Consider the following 18,558-nt stretch of genomic DNA (forward strand, 5'->3'; position numbering starts at 1 on the left):
GGTTGCCGCGGATGTCATCGCGTAGGGGCTTACCGTTTGTCCGGGGCAACGAAACCGCCACGGTGACCCTCGGTTTCCCCCCAAGGCAAACCGCTAGGCGGTTTCAGCGCCGAAATAGGCCTCGATCACGGCCGGAGTGTTCTGGATCTCCTCGATCGAGCCCTGCATCATCACCTGGCCTTGAGCAAGCACGATCACCGGATCGCAGAGCCGCGCGATCATGTCCATGTCGTGCTCGATCACCAGGAAGGTGTAGTCCAGTTCGCGATTCAGGCGCTCGATATTGCCGATCAAGTCGCCGAGCAGGGTGCGGTTGACCCCGGCGGCGATCTCGTCGAGCAGCACCACGCGCGCGTCGGTCATCATGGTGCGGCCGAGCTCCAGCAGCTTCTTCTGGCCGCCGGAGAGGTTGCCGGCCAGTTCGTTGCGGACGTGGGCGAGACCGATGAAGTCGAGCACCTCGAGGGCACGGCGGCGGGTCTCCGCCTCCTGGCGGCGGACCTCGCCTGGCTTGAACCAGGTGCTGAAGAGGTTCTCGCCCTCTTGCGCGGGCGGCACCATCATCAGGTTTTCCAGCGCGGTCAAATGGCTGAACTCGTGCGCGATTTGAAAGGTGCGCAGCAGCCCCTGGTGGAAGCGCCGGTTGGCGGGCAGGTCGGTGATCGGCTTGCCGTCGAGCAGGACTTCGCCGCTGTCGGGCATCAGGCTGCCGGCGATGATATTGAACAGGGTCGACTTGCCGGCGCCGTTGGGGCCGATCATGCCGGTGATCGAGCCTTGCGCGACCTGAAGGGAACAGTCATCGATGACCGTCAGGCCGCCGAAGGATTTTCTGATATGACGGACATCGATGATGGGGCTCATCGCGTCTCTCCGAGGCGTTGTTGCTGTTGTTATCGTGCTGTCGTTGCCGACGCTATCGTGATCGCGGGTTCCGCGGTGGCAGCGGCGTGGACAATGTTGCCGATTGTACAGGGGTCTGAACGTCTGAATAGTCCCGCGTTTCGAATAGTCTTCTGACCGGTCTTTCTGAACAGCCTTTTGGCGTAGCCCTCTCTTACCTAGCCCTTTTTGCGTAGCTCTACTGAACAGTCCTGCCTGAAACGACGACACCCGCCGATTGGCGGGTGTCGTGGCAACGGATCGGCGGGCGATCAGCTCTTCTTGGCGCGCTTGCGCTCGTTCTCGGTGAGGTGCTTCTTGCGCAGGCGGATGTGCGACGGTGTCACCTCGACGAGTTCGTCGTCATCGAGGAACTCGATCGCCTGTTCCAGCGTGAAGCGGACCGGCGGCGTCAGCACGATGTTCTCGTCGTTGCCCGTGGAGCGCATGTTGTCGAGCTTCTTGCCCTTGGTCGGGTTGACCACCATGTCATCGGCACGGTTGTTGATGCCGATCAGCATGCCTTCATAGACCTCGGTGCCGTGCTCGATGATCAGCTTGCCGCGATCCTGCAGGGCGTAGAGCGCGTAAGCGAGCGCCTTGCCGGGAACCATCGACACCAACACGCCATTGCGGCGCTTGATGGCGGCGTCGGGCTTGAGCGGGCCGTAATGATCGAAACGGCTGGTCAGAATGCCGGTGCCCGACGTCAGCGTCAGGAACTGACCGCGGAAGCCGATCAGACCGCGAGCCGGGATGATGAAGTCCAGACGCACGCGCCCCTTGCCGTCCGGGTTCATGTTGGAGAGCTCGCCCTTGCGGTAGCCGAGCTCTTCCATCACCGCGCCCTGATGCTGCTCTTCGCAGTCGATGATGACCTCTTCGTACGGCTCCTGCTTGACACCATCGATCTCGCGGATGATGACTTCCGGGCGGCCCACGGCCAGCTCGAAACCTTCACGACGCATCGATTCGATCAGCACCGACAGGTGCAGCTCGCCGCGGCCGGAAACCTTGAACTTCTCGGCGGATTCGCCCTGCTCGACGCGCAGTGCCACGTTGTGGATCAGCTCCTGGTCGAGACGATCCTTGATGTTACGGCTGGTGACATACTTGCCTTCCTTGCCGGCGAACGGCGAGTCGTTGACCTGGAAGGTCATCGAGACGGTCGGCTCGTCCACCGACAGCGCCGGCAGTGCCTCGACCGCGCTCTGCTCGCAGAGCGTGTCGGAGATCGCCAGATCTTCGATACCGGTAATGCAGACGATGTCGCCGGCGGTCGCCAGATCGGTCTGCACGCGGTCGAGCCCCAGATGGGTCATGACCTGGCCGACCTTGCCCTTGCGGACGTTGCCTTCCTTGGTGATGACGCTGATCTGCTGGCTCGGCTTGACGCTGCCGCGCTTGATGCGGCCGAGGCCGATGACGCCGACGTAGCTGTTGTAGTCGAGCGCCGAGATCTGCATCTGGAACGGGCCGTCGATTTCGACCTTCGGCGGCTCGACGATGTCGACGATCGACTGGAACATGGGCGTCATGTCGTCGGTCAGCTGATCCGGCTCCATGCCGGCGATGCCGTTGAGCGCCGAGCAGTAGATGATCGGGAAGTCGAGCTGCTCGTCGGTCGCGCCGAGGTTGTCGAACAGGTCGAAGATCTGATCGATGACCCAGTCAGGGCGCGCGCCGGGACGGTCGATCTTGTTGACCACGACGATCGGCTTCAGGCCCTGGGCGAACGCCTTCTGGGTCACGAAGCGGGTCTGCGGCATCGGGCCGTCGACGGCGTCGACCAGCAGCAGCACGGAGTCGACCATCGACATGACGCGCTCGACCTCGCCACCGAAGTCGGCGTGTCCTGGGGTGTCGACGATGTTGATGTGGTAGTCGCGGCCGTTGCCATCGTTCCAGCGGATCGCGGTGTTCTTCGCCAGGATGGTGATGCCGCGCTCTTTTTCCTGGTCGTTGGAGTCCATGATCCGCTCCTGACCTTCGGCCTTGCGGTCCAGGGTGCCGGATTGGCTCAGGAGCTTGTCGACCAGTGTGGTCTTGCCGTGGTCGACGTGGGCAATAATAGCAATGTTTCTGATGCTCTCGATGCGAGCGTCGGCGACGTTGTCACTCATGGGGCGTTATCCATCGTAAAATGTAGGCGCCCATGTTCTGTATCGATGACCCGCTGACAATGCGGATCGACGAGTCCCCTGGGCACGGGTAGGAAGGTTGGGCGCGCATTGTACAGGCAAGGGCGCGACACTGGCTACTTTCGTCGACGACGGCCACACCTGCCGCGGCATGCGGCCGATTCCTGGGTGCGGTGGGGGTAACGCTGGCAGCTCATGGCGGTGCAGAAGATGGCAGGGAGACGACGGCAGGGAGGCGAGACGATGGCAACGAACGCGGCATGGGGCGATGCCATGCGCCTGCTCGGCTGGCTGCGCGAGGATCGCTTTCGCCTGACGGCGCTCGAGCGGGCGCGCGAGCTCGGGCTGACCGACTGGTGCCTGGCGGCGGGCTTTGTCCGCAACCGGGTCTGGGATTGGTTGCATGGACCGGCGTTTTCGACCCCGCTGAACGATCTCGATCTGGTCTATTTCGATCCGGAGCGTTCGCATGCCGAGCGGGATCGGATACTGACAGCGCGCCTGCGGGCGGAGACGGGGTTGCCCTGGTCGGTGAAGAATCAGGCGCGCATGCATCGGCGTCATGGTCACCTGCCCTACGCCTCGCTGGCCGAAGCGCTTCTCCGCTGGGTCGAGTGCGAGACCGCCGTTGGCGTGCGGCTCGAGGGTGATGACCGACTGACGCTGATCGCGCCGCTGGGTATCGATTCGCTGCTCGCCGGCCGTGTCTCGCACAACCCTCGCCATGGCGATCCCGCCGTGTTTCGCCGCCGCGTCGCGCAAAAGGGCTGGCGGCAGCGCTGGCCGCGCCTGGTGATCGAGGACGGACGGGCCGGCGATGCGGGCTCGTTCGGCGGAGGCGCTACGGAGACGCGCTGAGCGGGGGCGGATCTCACGAGGTACGGATTTTACGTGATGTGGATCTCACGTGGTACGGATCTCACGAAGAGAGATTGCCTAGCAGGCGGTCGAACAGTAGCCCGGGACTGTTGGCCAGCGGCTGCGTGATGGTGAAGCGCGGCAGCAGGGGGCGCTCCGCCGGCAGCGACAGCCACCCGGGCTGACGAGTCAGCACGTGATCGAGCCCCAGTCTGGCAATCAGGCGGCCCAGAGATTCGGCATCGCTGATCGCCTCTTCGTCGCAGGCGGCGACCGGCAGTGGCGACTCGCAGAGAGCTTGTAGACGTTGGTGATCATGCGGGATGCGTTGTGAGGCGGCGTCGGCATCTCGCGGCAGCAGGCTGCCGAAGCGCAGCAGACCGCCCTGCTCGAGCCGCCGTACGCTGAAAGTGTCGAGCGCCTGGTCGGCGAGGCCAGAGGCGGGAAGCAGCGTTGTCGCCAGGGCGTCGAGCGTCTTGACGGCGATCTCGCTGAAGGGCGTCAGGTAGTTGAGTATCGTCTGGCTGTAGCGGGCGTCGCGCGCCGCGACCGGCGGTGGCGCGGGCAAGCCGGCATCGCCGAAGGCGTCATCCACGGGCCCGGCCGATGTTCTTTGCCACAGTGCCTCACCCAGCACGGCTTGCCAGGGCGCCCGGAAACGCGGTGCGGCAAGCGGCGCGAGAAAGATGCTGGCAGGAAGGGCGCGGCGCTCCAGCGTCGGTGCCACCTGATGGTTGAGATCCTGCCAGCCGCCATCGAAGGTCAGCGCGATACGCGGGCGCGCATCGTGATGGAGCTGCAGTGCGCTCTCCAAGCTGACGATCTGCGCGCTCTCGCTCAGGCTGTCCAGCAGCTGCGCGAAGCTGTCAGGCCCTAAACACCAGCCGGCGCGATGCGGCAAGCGTGCCTCGGCTTCGTCATCGAGTACGCGCTGCAGGGCCAGCACGGCACTGCGTCCCCACAGAGGCTCATTCACGTTGAGACGCCAATGCCCACGCAGGCGCTGCACGACAGCCTGAGGGCCTTCCAGTTTGGGCATGGGCGAACTCCTTGCGCTGTCTCGGACCCGTTCGCGTTGGCGAGTCGGATTGACAGTATCCGCACCCGGCGCGGTCGGGGCAAAGACTCATTGATCGGCAAGTGTGGTTTATCTTGGTGCAAAGGGGATGTTTTTCGCCCCTTTTTGGTGCTTTGCGATGCCAGGCGAGAAAGGTTTGGCGTTCAATCGGTAAACAAATTGTCGGTAGTACCACGCTGTTAGGAAAAAATAAGCTTTCAACTCATGAGGTTATTACCTTGCCCCAATGTCGTGCCTCATTTTGGCACATCCTATGCATTGTCATGGAAAAACGGCGTGCGCGTGGGCAAGGCCTTCGACCCATGCTAAAACGATGCATGCTACAAAGCGGTGTTGGATATTCGCCAACGAATCGAGCCATGGCTCACAGTGGAGGACAACATGTCTGAGAAAACCCTCGCCCTTATTGAGGAACACGACGTCAAGTGGGTAGACCTGCGCTTTACCGATACCAAGGGCAAGGAGCAGCACGTCACGATCCCGGCCAGCGCCGTCGATACAGAGTTCTTTGAAGATGGTCAGATGTTCGACGGTTCTTCGATCGAAGGCTGGAAGGGCATCAACGAATCCGACATGATCCTGCGTCCGGAAGATGGCACCGCCTTCCTCGACCCGTTCACCGAAGACGCCACTCTGATCCTGCGCTGCGACATCATCGAGCCTTCCACCATGCAGGGCTACGAGCGCGATCCGCGTTCCATCGCCAAGCGTGCCGAGGCCTACCTGAACAGCACCGGCCTGGGTGACACCGCCTTCTTCGGTCCGGAGCCCGAGTTCTTCATCTTCGACGAAGTCCACTTCAAGTCCGACATCGAAGGCTCGATGTACAAGATCTCTTCCGAGGAAGGGGCCTGGGCGACCGATCGTCAGTTCGAAGGTGGCAACTTGGCGCACCGTCCGCGCGTCAAGGGTGGCTACTTCCCGGTACCGCCGGTCGACAGCTTCCACGACATCCGTAGCGCAATGTGCAACACGCTGCAGGCGATCGGCCAGGGCGTCGAAGTGCATCACCACGAAGTGGCGAACGCAGGCCAGAACGAGATCGGCGTCAAGTTCAACACGCTGGTCAAGAAGGCCGACGAAGTTCAGGAGATGAAGTACGTCATCCACAACGTCGCCCACGCCTACGGCAAGACCGCGACCTTCATGCCCAAGCCGCTGGTTGGCGATAACGGTTCCGGCATGCACGTCCACCAGTCCTTCTGGAAAGACGGTACCAACCAGTTCGCGGGCGACGAGTACGCGGGCCTGTCGGAGATGGCGCTCTACTACATCGGCGGCATCATCAAGCATGCGCGTGCCCTGAACGCCTTCACCAACGCCTCGACCAACTCGTACAAGCGTCTGGTCCCGGGCTTCGAAGCCCCGGTCATGCTCGCCTACAGCGCGCGTAACCGTTCCGCTTCCATCCGTATCCCGTACACCGCCAGCCCGAAAGGCAAGCGTGTCGAGGCGCGTTTCCCCGACCCGACGGCCAACCCGTACCTGGCCTTCGCGGCGATGCTGATGGCCGGTATCGACGGCATCAAGAACAAGATTCATCCTGGCGACGCCATGGACAAGAATCTATACGACCTGCCGCCGGAAGAAGGCAAGAAGATCCCGACGGTCGCCAACAGCCTGGATCAGGCGCTGGAAGCGCTCGACGCCGATCGTGCCTTCCTGACCGAAGGCGGTGTCTTCACCGACAGCATGATCGATGCCTATATCGAGCTGAAGGGTGAAGACGTCGAGCGCCTGCGTCTGGCTACGCATCCGGTCGAGTTCGAGCTGTACTACAGCGTCTGAGCGCGGCAGCCTTGCGGCATGCCCGCGGGATCGGAACGAAAAGCCCCACCCTCGGTGGGGCTTTTTTTATGCCGGATTCGTGTCCCGCTCATCGGCGTGGTGTCTCGTCCGGCCGAGTCTCGTCCGGGGTTTATGCGGCGAGCGCGGGGCAATTGTCGGACGGTCGGGTCGATATCGACCCGGCATCGGAATCATTAGGGAGCGTGGGGTCATGCCGGGGATAAACGGACTGAAGGGGATGGGTGGGCGGTGGGGCTGGTTGTTGATGGGTGCCTTGCTGGTGGCGGCGCCGTCGATGGCTGCGCCGGTCTATCGCCACGTCGACGGCGATGGCAACGTGGTCTATAGCGACGAACCGGGCGCGGGCCGAGAGGTGCCGCTGCAACCGATTACCGTGGTTGACCCGGCACAAGGTATGGATCGCGAGACCGTTGCCCCCCGTACCGAAACGCGCGAAGGCGACGCCGCCCGCTACACCCGCTTCGAGATCGCCGAACCCGGTGATGGTGAAACGCTGCCAACCGGTCGGGCAGGCAACGTGCAGGTACGACTCGAGATCGAGCCGCCGTTGCAGCCGGGCGACCGCGTGCAGCTGCGCGTCGACGGCGAGGTCCGCCAGTCGCCCATGCGCGCCAGTGTCTTTGCACTCAACCAGCTGGCGCGTGGCGAGCATCGACTCCAGGCCGAGTTGGTGGGGGGGGGAGGCGAGGTTCGCCTGGCCAGCGCGCCGGTGACGCTGTATGTCCAGCGGGCCAGCGTCAACCTGCCGGCCAACCCCAACAATCCCAATCATTAAGCATGAGTTTCTTCTTATGCGCTATTTTGGTGCATTAGAGGGCTCTCGTTGATGCCGCGCTCCCGTCGATGTGCGAATTCGGGGAGTGGCGCGGTTCTTGCACTGTATAGGTACATGCTGGATCACCACGATGGAACAACGTATGTATCAACGCTTGCTGGAGCACCTGACGACGGCCGTTGTGCTGCTCGACGACCGCTTGCGCGTGCGCTGGCTAAATCCGGCGGCGGAGGCGCTTCTGGCGGCCAGTCGGCCCCGCGTCGTGGGGCAGTGGCTGGAGTGTCTCGAAGGTGAAGGGGGGGCGATCCGGCAGGTGCTCGAGAAGGCCATGCAGGAGTTCCACCCCTATACCCAGCGGGAGGCGGCACTGGTGCTGGCGGTCGGCGAGCCGATCACGGTGGACTTCACCGCCACGCCGATGACCAGTCGCGAGCTGCTGGTGGAGATCGAGCCGCGCGATCGGCTTCTGCGCATCTCGCGCGAGGAGGCCCTGATCGCCCGCCAGGAAACGGTCAAGGTGCTGATGCGCGGGCTGGCGCACGAGGTCAAGAATCCGCTTGGCGGCATTCGTGGCGCGGCCCAGCTGCTGGAGCGCGATTTGCCGGACCCGCAGTTGACCGAGTTCACCCGGATCATCGTCGAGGAGGCCGACCGGTTGCGCGATCTGGTCGACCGCATGCTGGGGCCGAACACGCTGGTCCACCACGAGCCGCTCAACGTGCACAAGGTGCTGGAACGTGTGCGCGCGTTACTCGAGGTGGAGCACCAGCATCTCACCTTCGAGCGTGACTACGACCCCAGCGTGCCGGACCTGATCGGCGACGAGGCACAGTTGATCCAGGCGGTGCTGAATATCGCCCGCAACGCGGTGCAGGCGATGGAGGAATTCGGCACGCCGGCGCCGCGCCTGTTGTTGCGCACCCGGGTCCGGCGGCAGTTCACGCTCGGGGCCGAGCGTCATCGACTGGTGTGCGAGGTGGCCGTGATCGATAACGGCCCGGGTATTCCCGAGCATATCCGCGAGACGCTGTTTTTCCCCATGGTCTCCGGCCGCGCCGAGGGCAGCGGGCTGGGGCTATCGATCGCGCAGTCGATCCTGCACCAGCATCAGGGTCTGATCGAGTGCGAGTCGCAGCCCGGGGCCACCGAGTTTCGCCTGCTGATCCCGTTCGAGGCGCCGCAGTGAGACCGACCGAACACCAGGCCGCGTGACGGTGCGGCTTGTGATACCCAAGTCGCCGAGCACGCGATTCACCGTTCTGCTGGAGGAGTGTCATGACTGATGTCGCTCGTATCGTGATCGTCGATGACGACCGTGCGATCCGCTGGGTGCTGGAACGGGCACTGGCGCAACCCGACCTCGAGGTACAGTCCTTCGAGCGGGCCGATGTCGCGCTGGAGACGATCGAGCGCCATCCGCCCGACGTGCTGCTGACCGACATCCGCATGCCGGGGCTGGATGGCCTCGATCTGATGGCCAAGGTCCGCGAGAAGCATCCGGATCTACCGGTGATCGTGATGACCGCGCATTCGGACCTCGACAGCGCCGTGGCCTCCTATCAGGGCGGCGCCTTCGAATACCTGCCCAAACCGTTCGATGTCGACGATGCGCTGGCGCTGGTTCGCCGTGGCGTGGCGCACGCCCGCGAGCGCCGCTCGCCGGCGGCGATGCCGGAAGGGCTCTCCGCCGAGATCATCGGTGAGGCCCCGGCGATGCAGGAGGTCTTCCGCGCCATTGGCCGGCTGTCGCAGTCGCATATCACGGTACTGATCAACGGCGAATCGGGGACCGGCAAGGAGCGGGTCGCCCAGGCATTGCACCAGCATAGCCCGCGCGCCGGTCATCCCTTCATTGCGCTAAACATGGCGGCGATTCCCAAGGACCTGATGGAGTCTGAGCTGTTCGGGCACGAGAAGGGCGCGTTCACCGGCGCCGCGGCGCAGCGTCGTGGCCGTTTCGAGCAGGCCGACGGCGGTACGCTATTCCTTGACGAGATCGGCGACATGCCGGCGGATACCCAGACCCGACTGTTACGGGTACTGGCGGACGGCGAGTTCTATCGGGTTGGCGGTCATACCCCGGTGAAGGTGGACGTGCGCATCATCGCCGCCACGCACCAGAACCTGGAGCAGCTGGTCACCGACGGCCGCTTCCGCGAGGATCTTTTCCATCGCCTGAACGTGATCCGCGTGCATCTGCCACGGCTCTCCGAGCGGCGCGAGGATATCCCGCGGCTGGCGCAGCACTTTCTGGCCGAGGCGGCCAAGGAGCTCTCCACCGAGCCCAAGGTGCTGACCCAGGAAGCCGAGGCGCATCTGACGCGGCTGCCATGGCCCGGCAACGTGCGCCAGCTCGAGAACACCTGCCGCTGGCTGACGGTAATGGCTTCCGGGCGTGAAGTGCTGGTCGACGACCTGCCGCCGGAGCTGCGCGAGCTGGCGGGCACCGAAACCAGCAGCGGCGACTGGCGCAACGCCTTCCGTGAATGGGCCGACCGCGCGCTCGCCTCCGGGCATACGCATCTACTGGAAGAGGCGGTGCCCGATTTCGAGCGCATCCTGATCGAGACGGCGCTGAAGCACACCGGCGGGCGCAAGGGCGAAGCCGCCGAGCTGCTCGGCTGGGGCCGCAACACCCTGACGCGCAAGCTGAAGGTGCTGCTGCCGGCGCTGGCCGACGACTGAACTTGTCGATTCCGGTCGCGGTCACACCCCTTAACTTGAATTAAGGAAAGCGGCTAGGCTGACAAGTGACGCCCGGACCGGTCCGGGCGTCGTCGTCTGCGCGCGGCGAGGGGAGGCTAGCGCGCCGACACCGTGATCCAGTGACCAATGTGGGGAGACTATGCCCGACAAGACCCAGTGGTGGCGCGGCAGCGTCATCTATCAGATCTATCCGCGAAGCTTCATGGACGCCCGGGGCGACGGCATCGGCGATCTCCCCGGCATCACCTCGAAACTCGACTACGTCGCCGAACTGGGCGTCGATGCCATCTGGATTTCGCCGTTCTTTCCGTCCCCGATGAAAGATTTCGGCTACGACGTGACCGACTACCGCGGTGTCGATCCGATGTTCGGCTCGTTTCAGGATTTTCAGGCGCTGCTCGAGCGGGCTCATGAGCTGGGGCTGAAGGTGATCATCGATCTGGTGCTGAGCCATACGTCGGATCAGCACCACTGGTTCCTCCAGAGCCGCAGCTCGCGGGAGAACCAGAAGTCGGACTGGTATGTGTGGGCCGATCCCAAGCCGGATGGCACGGCCCCCAACAACTGGCTGTCGTTCTTCAGCGGCAGCGCCTGGACCTTCGACAGCCGGCGCCGGCAGTACTATCTGCACAATTTTCTGTCGTGCCAGCCGGATCTCAATTTCCACAATCCGGCGGTGCGCCGCGCCCAGCTCGAGAACGCCCGTTTCTGGCTCGATCTGGGCGTCGACGGCTTCCGTCTGGATACTTCCAATTTCTATTTCCACAGTCTGGCGCTGCAGGACAATCCGGCGCTCGGCAGCGGTGAGCTGAAGACACCCAGCGTGCCTGCGTCGAATCCCTACTCGATGCAGCGCCACCAGTTCGATATCAGCCAGCCCGAGAACCTCGGCTTCTTGAGCGAGCTGCGCGCGTTGATGGACGAGTATCCCGGTACCGTGACGGTGGGCGAGATCTCCGACGACAAGCCGCTGGAGCGGATGGTCGAGTACACCATCGGCAATGATCGTCTGCACATGGCCTACACTTTCGATCTATTCGACGCCCGTTTCGAGGCCAGCCAGCTGCGCGACATCATCGAGCATTTCCAGTACTACGCCGGCGACGCCTGGCCGTGCTGGGCGCTTTCCAATCACGATGTCATGCGGGTGGTGTCGCGCTGGGCGAGTCACGAGCATCTCGAGCATCAGGGGCCGCTGGTCGCGCGCGTGGCGATGGTCATGCTCTGCTCGCTCTATGGCAGCATCTGCCTCTATCAGGGCGAGGAGCTGGGGTTGCCGGAGGCCGACGTGCCCTACGAGCGGCTGGTCGACCCCTATGGGCTGGCGTTGTGGCCGGAGTACAAGGGGCGTGATGGCTGCCGCACGCCGATGCCGTGGAGCGACGGAGAGCGCGGCGGCTTTTCGACGCGCGAGCCCTGGCTGCCGGTGGACGTCCACCATCGCCGGCTCTGCGTCGACCGCCAGCAGGACGACGCGGAGAGCCCCCTCAACGTGACGCGGGAATTCCTGCGCTGGCGCAAGACCCAGTCGGCGATGGTCGACGGGACGCTGATTCTCGGCGACTTCGACGATGACCTGCTGGGCTGGCTGCGGGTCTCCCGCGATCAGGCGATTCTGGCAGTCTTCAACCTGACGGATGCCACGCGATCGACCAGCCTGCCGACGGGGGCCGGGCAGATCGTCTACCGTCACGGCTTCACCGCGCAGCTGCGCGAGGGGTGGCTGACCCTGCCGCCGTTTCAGGCGGCCTTCATCCATGTCGACCGTGACAGCATCGACCCTCAGGCGCTGATCGAGCAGGAGCCCGATCCCGAGCGCAAGGGTTTCCTCAGCAGGCTACTGGGGTCGTTGATCGGCCACGACGACCAGGAGCCGCGCTGACCGGCGCGTGGGCGAACGGGCGGCTGAGTCGCCGCCCGTTCGCTGGCGTCGGCATTGTGGCCGATCGCGGGATCAGCCCTGCGGCCAGTAATCGGCGGCGATGTCGCGCACCAGGCGGATCTTCTCCCACTGCGCCTGCTCGGCCAGATTGTTGCCTTCCTCGGTCGAGGCAAACCCGCACTGGGGGCTCAGGCAGAGCTGCGACTTGTCGACGAACTGCGTGGCCTCGTCGAGCCGCGCACGCACGGCGACCGGGTCCTCGAGCTCGCCGACCTTGGTGGTCACCAGCCCCAGCACCGCCTGCTGATGCCCTTCGGGAATATGGCGCAACGGGTCGAAGCTGCCGGCGCGGTCGCTGTCGTACTCCAGGAACCAGGCATCGACGCCAACCTTGCCGAACAGCGTCTCCGCGACCGGTTCGTAACCGCCTTCGCTGATCCAGGTCGAGCGGAAGTTGCCACGGCAGACATGCAGGCCGACATGAAGATCGTCGGGTTTGTCGGCCAAGGCGTGGTTGAGCATGTCGGCGTAGATCGCCTGCAGCTGATCGGGATCGTCGCCGCGATCGCGCGCCGCCTGCAGCTCCTTCTCCGAGCAGAGATAGGCCCAGACGGTGTCGTCGAGCTGCAGATAGCGGCAGCCGGCGTCGTAGAAAGCGCGAACGGCGTCGCGATAGGCATCGGCGGTGTCGGCGAAGAAGGCGTCCAGTGTCGGATAGACGCTGCTGTCGATCTTCTTGCGGCCCCCGCGGAAGTGCAGCACGCTGGGGCTGGGAATCGTCATCTTGGGTGTCACGTGGGTGACCCCGGCCAGATAGCGGAAATGCTCGAGCATCGGATGCGCCGGGTTGAAGGCGACCTTGCCATCGACGCGAATCTGCTTGTTGCCGGTCTGCACGCCCTGGAACTGAATGCCCTGATCGCCGAAGAAGCCGGTGACGCCCTCGAGCTGCTCGAGAAAATCGAAGTGCCACCAGGCGCGCCGGAACTCGCCGTCGGTGACGACCTCGAGGCCGTTCGCTTCCTGCTGCTCGACCACGCGACGGATCTCCTGATCCTCGACCGCCTTCAAGCTGGCGGCGTCGATCTCGCCCTGCTGGAAGCGCGCGCGGGCTTCCTTCAGTGCCTGAGGGCGCAGGAAGCTGCCGACGATATCAGCTCGGAATGGGGGATGCGTTTGTGACATAAGATGATCTCCTGAAATTCGGGTAGCCGGCCAGTAAGCGAGGCGAGTGCCGTCACGGCACGGAATGGCCTGTCGAGCGTCGACGGGATTCGGATCGTATGCCGCAATTCGAGCCGATGACATCCGCGTTTTCGCCGAGGTTACGCGCTTTTCCCTCTTCGAGGCCGCGCCGGTGACGAAATCCTAGGGCGCTAATGATGCGGCTTTCCCGTGGCCGCCACCAGTGAAGGCGGCTCAAGGTCGACATGCAGCAGCTTCACGTTGTAGGGCGCCAGCATGGCCGTGAGGAATCGCTCCCTCCCACTTTAGTGGTAGGATGTTCGGCCGCGCCGAGGCATTCATCGTGACCTTTACCGGCCATCGGCGGGCGTACCCCACACCGCCGAGGGCCGCATCGCCGTACTTCGCGAGCGCGAGCCGGGCGGGCGAGAACGACAGGAGATTTTCGTGACGACCCCATCGCAGCATGATCTACGCAACGCCTTTCGTGAACTGCTCGCCAGCGAGCAGTGCTACTACACCGCCTCGGTCTTCGATCCGATGTCGGCGCGCATCGCCGCCGATCTCGACTTCGAGGTCGGCATCCTCGGCGGCTCGGTCGCCTCCCTGCAGGTTTTGGCGGCCCCCGACTTCGCGCTCATTACGCTGAGCGAGTTCGTCGAGCAGGCGACGCGCATCGGCCGTGTCGCCCGCTTGCCGGTGATCGCCGACGCCGACCACGGCTACGGCAACGCGCTCAACGTCATGCGTACCGTGACCGAACTCGAGCGGGCGGGCGTCGCGGCGCTGACCATCGAAGACACGCTGCTGCCGGCCCAGTACGGCCACAAGTCCACCGACCTCATCCCGGTCGAAGAGGGCGTCGGCAAGATGCGTGCGGCGCTGGAAGCGCGCATCGACCCGGCGCTGTCGATCGTCGCGCGGACCAACGCCGGTCAGCTCGACGACGACGCGGCCGTGGCGCGTATCCGGGCCTATCAGGCTGCCGGCGTCGATGCTATCTGTCTGGTCGGCGTGCGCGACTTCGCTCATCTCGAAACGCTTGCCTCCGTGCTCACGGTGCCGCTGATGCTGGTCACCTACGATAACCCGGCGCTGCGCGACCGGGCGCGGCTGGCCGCGCTCGGCGTGCGTATCGTGGTCAACGGCCATGCAGCTTACTTCGCGGCGATCAAGGCAACCTACGACTGCCTGCGGGAACAGCGCGATATCGCCGCGCATGACCTCGATGCCTCGCAGCTCTCCACGCGCTACTCCACCCTCGAGGAGTATCGGATCTGGGCGCGTGAGTATATGGATGTGAAAGAGTAGGTAGGGACGTCGATAGAGTCGGTAGAGACGTCAATGCGTCGATAGGGACGTGAAGCGATCCACCACCGCCTGCGAGCGTGGTGCAGGTCGTCAGGTCGGCGCGCCGCCTGCTTGACTCGTCGCGGGGACACGGCATGCTGTCCTGCTCGCAGCGCCGATGTTTTCTGACCGGAGAGCCCGATGACCGCCATGCAATGGGAACGCCTGCTCGATCCCGTGCGTCTCAACGACGCCCGCACCTCGCGAGGCGAGGTGGGGCGCAGCCCTTTCCACAAGGACTACGATCGTATTGTCTTCTCGGGCTCGTTCCGGCGTCTCGGGCGCAAGACGCAGGTCCATCCGCTGACCGACAACGATCATATCCACACCCGGTTGACGCACTCGATCGAGGTCGGCTGCGTCGGCCGCAGTCTCGGCATGATCGTCGGCGAGCAGCTGCGCGATCGCCTGCCGACCTGGGCGAGCCCGGCCGATCTAGGGGTGATCGTGCAGGCCGCCTGTCTGGGACACGATATCGGTAACCCACCCTTTGGCCACGCCGGCGAATACGCCATCCGCGACTGGTTCAAGTGGGCCGAGCTGCAGGGAAGCGGTTTGCTCGACGGGCTCGACGAGGCGCAGCGCCGCGATCTGCTGACCTACGAGGGCAACGCTCAGGGCTTCCGCGTCGTCACCCAGATCGAGTACAACCAGTTTCGTGGCGGCATGCGCCTGACCGCGGCGACGCTAGGGACGCTGCTCAAGTACCCATGGACCGTGGAGCACGGCGGGGCCATGGGCAAGTTCGGCTGCTATCAGTCCGAGAAGCACTTGCTGGCCGAGCTGGCGGAGCGGCTGGGACTGAAGTCGGCGGGGGAGTCACGCTGGTGCCGCCATCCGCTGGCCTATCTGGTCGAGGCGGCCGACGACATCTGCTATGCACTGCTCGACCTCGAGGATGGCCTGGAGATGGGCATCCTGCGCTACGAAGAAGTCGCCGACGTGCTGCTGCAGATCGCCGGTGAGCCACCGGCCGGCTATCACGGCATGGCCGAGGCCGGTGTCTCCCAGCGGCGGCGCATCGCCGCGCTGCGTGGAGCGGCGATGGAGCGGGCGGTCAATGAAGTCGGCGATGTCTTCGTGCAGCACGAAAGCGCGCTGCTCAACGGCACGCTGAACGACGACCTGCTGGAGCTTTGCCATCCGGATCTGACCTGGGGTGTGGCCTCCGCCAAGCAGCTTGCCCGTGAACGTATTTTTCAGAACGAGCGCAAGGCCAAGCTGGAGATCGGCGCCTACACGACCCTCGGCATTCTGCTCGAAGCGTTCATCGGTGCGGCCCACGAGCTGCACCACACCGGCGAATCGTCGTTCAAGCATCAGCGCGTGCTGGCGTTGATCGGTGAGAACACGCCGAAGGCCAACTGGCCGCTCTACGATAGCTATCGGCGCATGCTCGATTTCATCGGTGGCATGACCGATCACTATGCGGTCGAGCTCGCCCAGGAGATGGGCGGGCGTCTCAAGGGTGAGTAGTCGCTCACTCTCGACTGTACCGCACAACGCCGCATGACCGCTGCTCGCCTGATGCCAGTCTGACGCCAGCGACACGCGGCGTTGGCGATTGCGGCCCCCGCCCCCCCCCGCCCGATGGAAAAACGCCAATGCCTGGGTGCCCGTGGCGCCCGGGCGGCGCACGCCATCGGGGGCCGCAAGTTGCCGACTCCCGCCGTCACTCACGCTCCGCCACGCCCGATTCCCGTTTTCCTGTCCGACCCTCGGCCTTGCCTCAGGCTGGCTCCCTCGCGGTCGGTTGTCACGCCGTGCATAAAATTTCGAGATCAGTTGAAAGCGCATCGATAACGCCGTATTTTGATTGAATGATCAATCAATAAAAATCGAGGCTAGGTACCGTATCCTTGTGAGCTCGCCGCTCGTTACCCAACGCGACGGTCCTGCGTTGAAAGCGGTGCCTGGTTTCAACGACCAAAGTCGACTTAACTCATCGCAAGGCCATCTGGCCCGAGACGGAGTATTCACCACATGCGCAATGCTTTTGCCAATATCGACAAGCCGATCTTCTTCGGGTCGCTCGGCCTCCTGCTGGCGGTGACCCTGCCGCTGATCATCTTCCCCGAGGTGGGGCGAGTGTGGGTCAACGCCGCCCAGGCCTTCGTGACCGAAAACTTCGGCATGCTCTACCAGGCCATGGGACTGGGAGCGCTGGGGTTCATGTTCTACATCATCTTCAGCGATATCGGTCAGATCAAGCTCGGCGACGTCGATGACGAGCCGGAGTTCTCGCTGTTCTCGTGGGGCGCCATGCTGTTCGCGGCCGGTATCGGTGGCGCCGTGGTGTTCTGGGGTATGGTCGAATGGATGTATTACCTGCAGAACCCGCCGTTCCACGTTGAACCCTTCTCCGAAGAGGCGACCGCCTGGGCCGCAACCTATGGCATGTTCCACTGGGGGCCGGTGGCCTGGTCGATCTATCTGGTGCCGGCGCTACCGATGGCCTACTTCCTCCACGTGCGCAAACACAAGGTGCTGCGCATCAGCGAGGCGATTCGTCCCGTGCTGGGCGAAAAAATGGCGCGCGGTTGGCTCGGACGCATCATCGACGTGCTGTTCATCTTCGGCATGCTGGGCGGTGGCGCCACGTCGCTGGGGATTCTGGTACCGCTGATCAACGAAGGCCTGGGCGATCTGTTCAGCTTCACACCCAATGCCTTCAGTCAGATCTGCGTGCTGATCGGCACCACGGCGATCTTCGCGGTCAGTGCCTGGCGCGGCCTCAAGGGCGGCATCGAAATTTTGTCCGACATCAACATGTGGCTCGGTCTGGCGGTGCTGCTGTTCGTGCTGGTCGTCGGCCCGACGGTCTTCATTCTCGACACCGGGCTCAACTCCATCGGGCTGATGCTCTCGAACGTCGTGCGCATGTCGACCTGGACCGAACCCTTCGGGGCGCTCGACGGCTTCACCGACAGCGGCTTCCCGCAGGCCTGGACGATCTTCTACTGGGCATGGTGGCTGGTGTTCGCGCCGACCGTAGGGCTGTTTATTGCGCGTATCTCCAAGGGACGCCGCATCAAGACCATGGTGGCGGGTTCGATGTTCTTCGGGTCGCTCGGCTGTGCACTGTTTTTCGTGATTCTTGGCAACTACGGCCTGTACCTCCAACTGACCGGTGCCGTCGATCTGATCCAGATCATGAACGACCAGTCGGCCAATGCTGCCTTCTACGCTGTGCTGCACCAGTTGCCGATGTCGTGGCTGCTGATCGTCGCCGTGGTTGTGCTGCTGGCGATCTTTACCGCGACCACTTTCGACTCGATCGCCTACATTCTCTCGTCGGCGGCGGAGAAGGATCTCGACGAGGAGCCGATGCGCTGGCACCGCCTGTTCTGGGCCTTTGCGCTGTCGCTGTTGCCCATGTCGCTGCTGTTCCTCGGTGGGCTACAGACCCTGCAGACCGCGAGTATCGTGAGCGGGGTGCCGCTGCTGGCGATCTCGCTGATGCTGATGATCTCGATGGTGCGCGCGGCCAAGTACGATCTGCGGTTCCAGCCCGATTACACCGAGCCGGAGATCAACATCGAGGAGTTTCCGGAGAACGACCCCTGGACCGAAGAGGGGACCTGGGAATTGCCGGATGACACTGGCGAGAGTGCCGCAAGCGGCGGGACTTCACAGGGTCGTGACGACGCGGGACGCAATCCCTCGCCCGCGGGCTGACCCCCTTCGCTGTCTCTATCTCTCGACAACCCCGGCCCTCTGGCCGGGGTTTCTGGTTTGGGCACCATCAGGGCGAATTGTCTTGTCGGACTTTGCCGTTCGGTCGGTGCGCTCGGCACGTGTCGGCGTCTTCCTACGACGATCGCCCGGACGGGCCGCTGGCCGGGGGCGTGCTACGCTAGATTTGTCGGTAGCAATGCTCGCCGCGAAGGAC

At 64.0% G+C, this 18,558-nt stretch carries 13 protein-coding genes; 9 read left to right on the plus strand and 4 right to left on the minus strand.

Going from position 1 to position 18,558, the window contains the following annotated elements; all coding sequences use genetic code 11:
• Positions 1-93: 93 nt before the first annotated feature.
• Together MC381_RS03120 and typA are read right to left on the minus strand one after the other, a co-directional pair.
• Complete coding sequence (locus MC381_RS03120; RefSeq protein WP_251976258.1) at positions 94-864, minus strand: ABC transporter ATP-binding protein; 771 nt, start codon at positions 862-864, stop codon at positions 94-96.
• 290 nt (positions 865-1,154) lie between these two features.
• Positions 1,155-3,005 carry a translational GTPase TypA gene (gene typA / locus MC381_RS03125; protein WP_251976259.1) on the minus strand — a complete coding sequence of 617 codons (1,851 nt, stop codon included), beginning with the start codon at positions 3,003-3,005 and terminating at the stop codon, positions 1,155-1,157.
• A gap of 261 nt (positions 3,006-3,266) precedes the next feature.
• Here typA and MC381_RS03130 point away from each other — a divergent pair, with 261 nt between their 5' ends.
• Complete coding sequence (locus MC381_RS03130) at positions 3,267-3,881, plus strand: nucleotidyltransferase family protein (protein ID WP_251976260.1); 615 nt, start codon at positions 3,267-3,269, stop codon at positions 3,879-3,881.
• 61 nt (positions 3,882-3,942) lie between these two features.
• Here the strand turns inward: MC381_RS03130 and MC381_RS03135 are convergent, their stop codons facing one another.
• Positions 3,943-4,920 carry a polysaccharide deacetylase family protein gene (locus MC381_RS03135; protein ID WP_251976261.1) on the minus strand — a complete coding sequence of 326 codons (978 nt, stop codon included), beginning with the start codon at positions 4,918-4,920 and terminating at the stop codon, positions 3,943-3,945.
• Positions 4,921-5,340: 420 nt separating this feature from the next.
• Here MC381_RS03135 and glnA point away from each other — a divergent pair, with 420 nt between their 5' ends.
• From glnA to MC381_RS03160, 5 genes are all read left to right on the plus strand, one after another.
• A complete protein-coding gene (gene glnA, locus MC381_RS03140; RefSeq protein ID WP_251976262.1) occupies positions 5,341-6,747 on the plus strand; it encodes a glutamate--ammonia ligase in 1,407 nt (468 codons plus the stop codon).
• A 211-nt stretch (positions 6,748-6,958) separates the two neighbouring features.
• Entirely contained in the window at positions 6,959-7,543 is a 585-nt protein-coding gene (locus MC381_RS03145; protein WP_251976263.1) for a DUF4124 domain-containing protein, read from the plus strand.
• A gap of 142 nt (positions 7,544-7,685) precedes the next feature.
• The gene (gene glnL, locus MC381_RS03150; RefSeq protein ID WP_251976370.1) at positions 7,686-8,729 is read left to right on the plus strand and encodes a nitrogen regulation protein NR(II); all 1,044 of its coding nucleotides are present in this window, start codon (positions 7,686-7,688) and stop codon (positions 8,727-8,729) included.
• Positions 8,730-8,818: 89 nt separating this feature from the next.
• Positions 8,819-10,228 carry a nitrogen regulation protein NR(I) gene (glnG, locus tag MC381_RS03155; RefSeq protein WP_251976264.1) on the plus strand — a complete coding sequence of 470 codons (1,410 nt, stop codon included), beginning with the start codon at positions 8,819-8,821 and terminating at the stop codon, positions 10,226-10,228.
• A gap of 160 nt (positions 10,229-10,388) precedes the next feature.
• The gene (locus MC381_RS03160) at positions 10,389-12,131 is read left to right on the plus strand and encodes an alpha-amylase family glycosyl hydrolase (protein ID WP_251976265.1); all 1,743 of its coding nucleotides are present in this window, start codon (positions 10,389-10,391) and stop codon (positions 12,129-12,131) included.
• Between the two features lie 72 nt (positions 12,132-12,203).
• Here the strand turns inward: MC381_RS03160 and MC381_RS03165 are convergent, their stop codons facing one another.
• A complete protein-coding gene (locus tag MC381_RS03165; protein ID WP_251976266.1) occupies positions 12,204-13,316 on the minus strand; it encodes a cobalamin-independent methionine synthase II family protein in 1,113 nt (370 codons plus the stop codon).
• Between the two features lie 447 nt (positions 13,317-13,763).
• Between MC381_RS03165 and MC381_RS03170 the strand changes: the two genes are divergently transcribed.
• From MC381_RS03170 to MC381_RS03180, 3 genes are all read left to right on the plus strand, one after another.
• Positions 13,764-14,627: an oxaloacetate decarboxylase gene (locus tag MC381_RS03170; RefSeq protein WP_251976267.1), complete on the plus strand. Its 864-nt coding sequence runs from the start codon at positions 13,764-13,766 to the stop codon at positions 14,625-14,627.
• A gap of 180 nt (positions 14,628-14,807) precedes the next feature.
• Complete coding sequence (locus MC381_RS03175; protein ID WP_251976268.1) at positions 14,808-16,142, plus strand: deoxyguanosinetriphosphate triphosphohydrolase; 1,335 nt, start codon at positions 14,808-14,810, stop codon at positions 16,140-16,142.
• 507 nt (positions 16,143-16,649) lie between these two features.
• The gene (locus tag MC381_RS03180) at positions 16,650-18,344 is read left to right on the plus strand and encodes a BCCT family transporter (RefSeq protein WP_251976269.1); all 1,695 of its coding nucleotides are present in this window, start codon (positions 16,650-16,652) and stop codon (positions 18,342-18,344) included.
• Positions 18,345-18,558: the final 214 nt, after the last annotated feature.

Source organism: Salinicola avicenniae, assembly GCF_023736115.1.
In the GTDB taxonomy this organism is placed as follows: Bacteria; Pseudomonadota; Gammaproteobacteria; order Pseudomonadales; family Halomonadaceae; genus Salinicola; species Salinicola avicenniae.

Excerpts from the sequence above, each read along its gene's own strand:
- glnL (WP_251976370.1), top strand. The coding sequence starts at position 7,686 with ATGTATCAACGCTTGCTGGAGCACCTGACGACGGCCGTTGTGCTGCTC.
- MC381_RS03145 (WP_251976263.1), top strand. The coding sequence starts at position 6,959 with ATGCCGGGGATAAACGGACTGAAGGGGATGGGTGGGCGGTGGGGCTGG.
- MC381_RS03135 (WP_251976261.1), bottom strand. The coding sequence starts at position 4,920 with ATGCCCAAACTGGAAGGCCCTCAGGCTGTCGTGCAGCGCCTGCGTGGG.
- MC381_RS03160 (WP_251976265.1), top strand. The coding sequence starts at position 10,389 with ATGCCCGACAAGACCCAGTGGTGGCGCGGCAGCGTCATCTATCAGATC.
- glnA (WP_251976262.1), top strand. The coding sequence starts at position 5,341 with ATGTCTGAGAAAACCCTCGCCCTTATTGAGGAACACGACGTCAAGTGG.
- MC381_RS03120 (WP_251976258.1), bottom strand. The coding sequence starts at position 864 with ATGAGCCCCATCATCGATGTCCGTCATATCAGAAAATCCTTCGGCGGC.
- glnG (WP_251976264.1), top strand. The coding sequence starts at position 8,819 with ATGACTGATGTCGCTCGTATCGTGATCGTCGATGACGACCGTGCGATC.
- MC381_RS03165 (WP_251976266.1), bottom strand. The coding sequence starts at position 13,316 with ATGTCACAAACGCATCCCCCATTCCGAGCTGATATCGTCGGCAGCTTC.
- typA (WP_251976259.1), bottom strand. The coding sequence starts at position 3,005 with ATGAGTGACAACGTCGCCGACGCTCGCATCGAGAGCATCAGAAACATT.
- MC381_RS03180 (WP_251976269.1), top strand. The coding sequence starts at position 16,650 with ATGCGCAATGCTTTTGCCAATATCGACAAGCCGATCTTCTTCGGGTCG.
- MC381_RS03130 (WP_251976260.1), top strand. The coding sequence starts at position 3,267 with ATGGCAACGAACGCGGCATGGGGCGATGCCATGCGCCTGCTCGGCTGG.
- MC381_RS03175 (WP_251976268.1), top strand. The coding sequence starts at position 14,808 with ATGACCGCCATGCAATGGGAACGCCTGCTCGATCCCGTGCGTCTCAAC.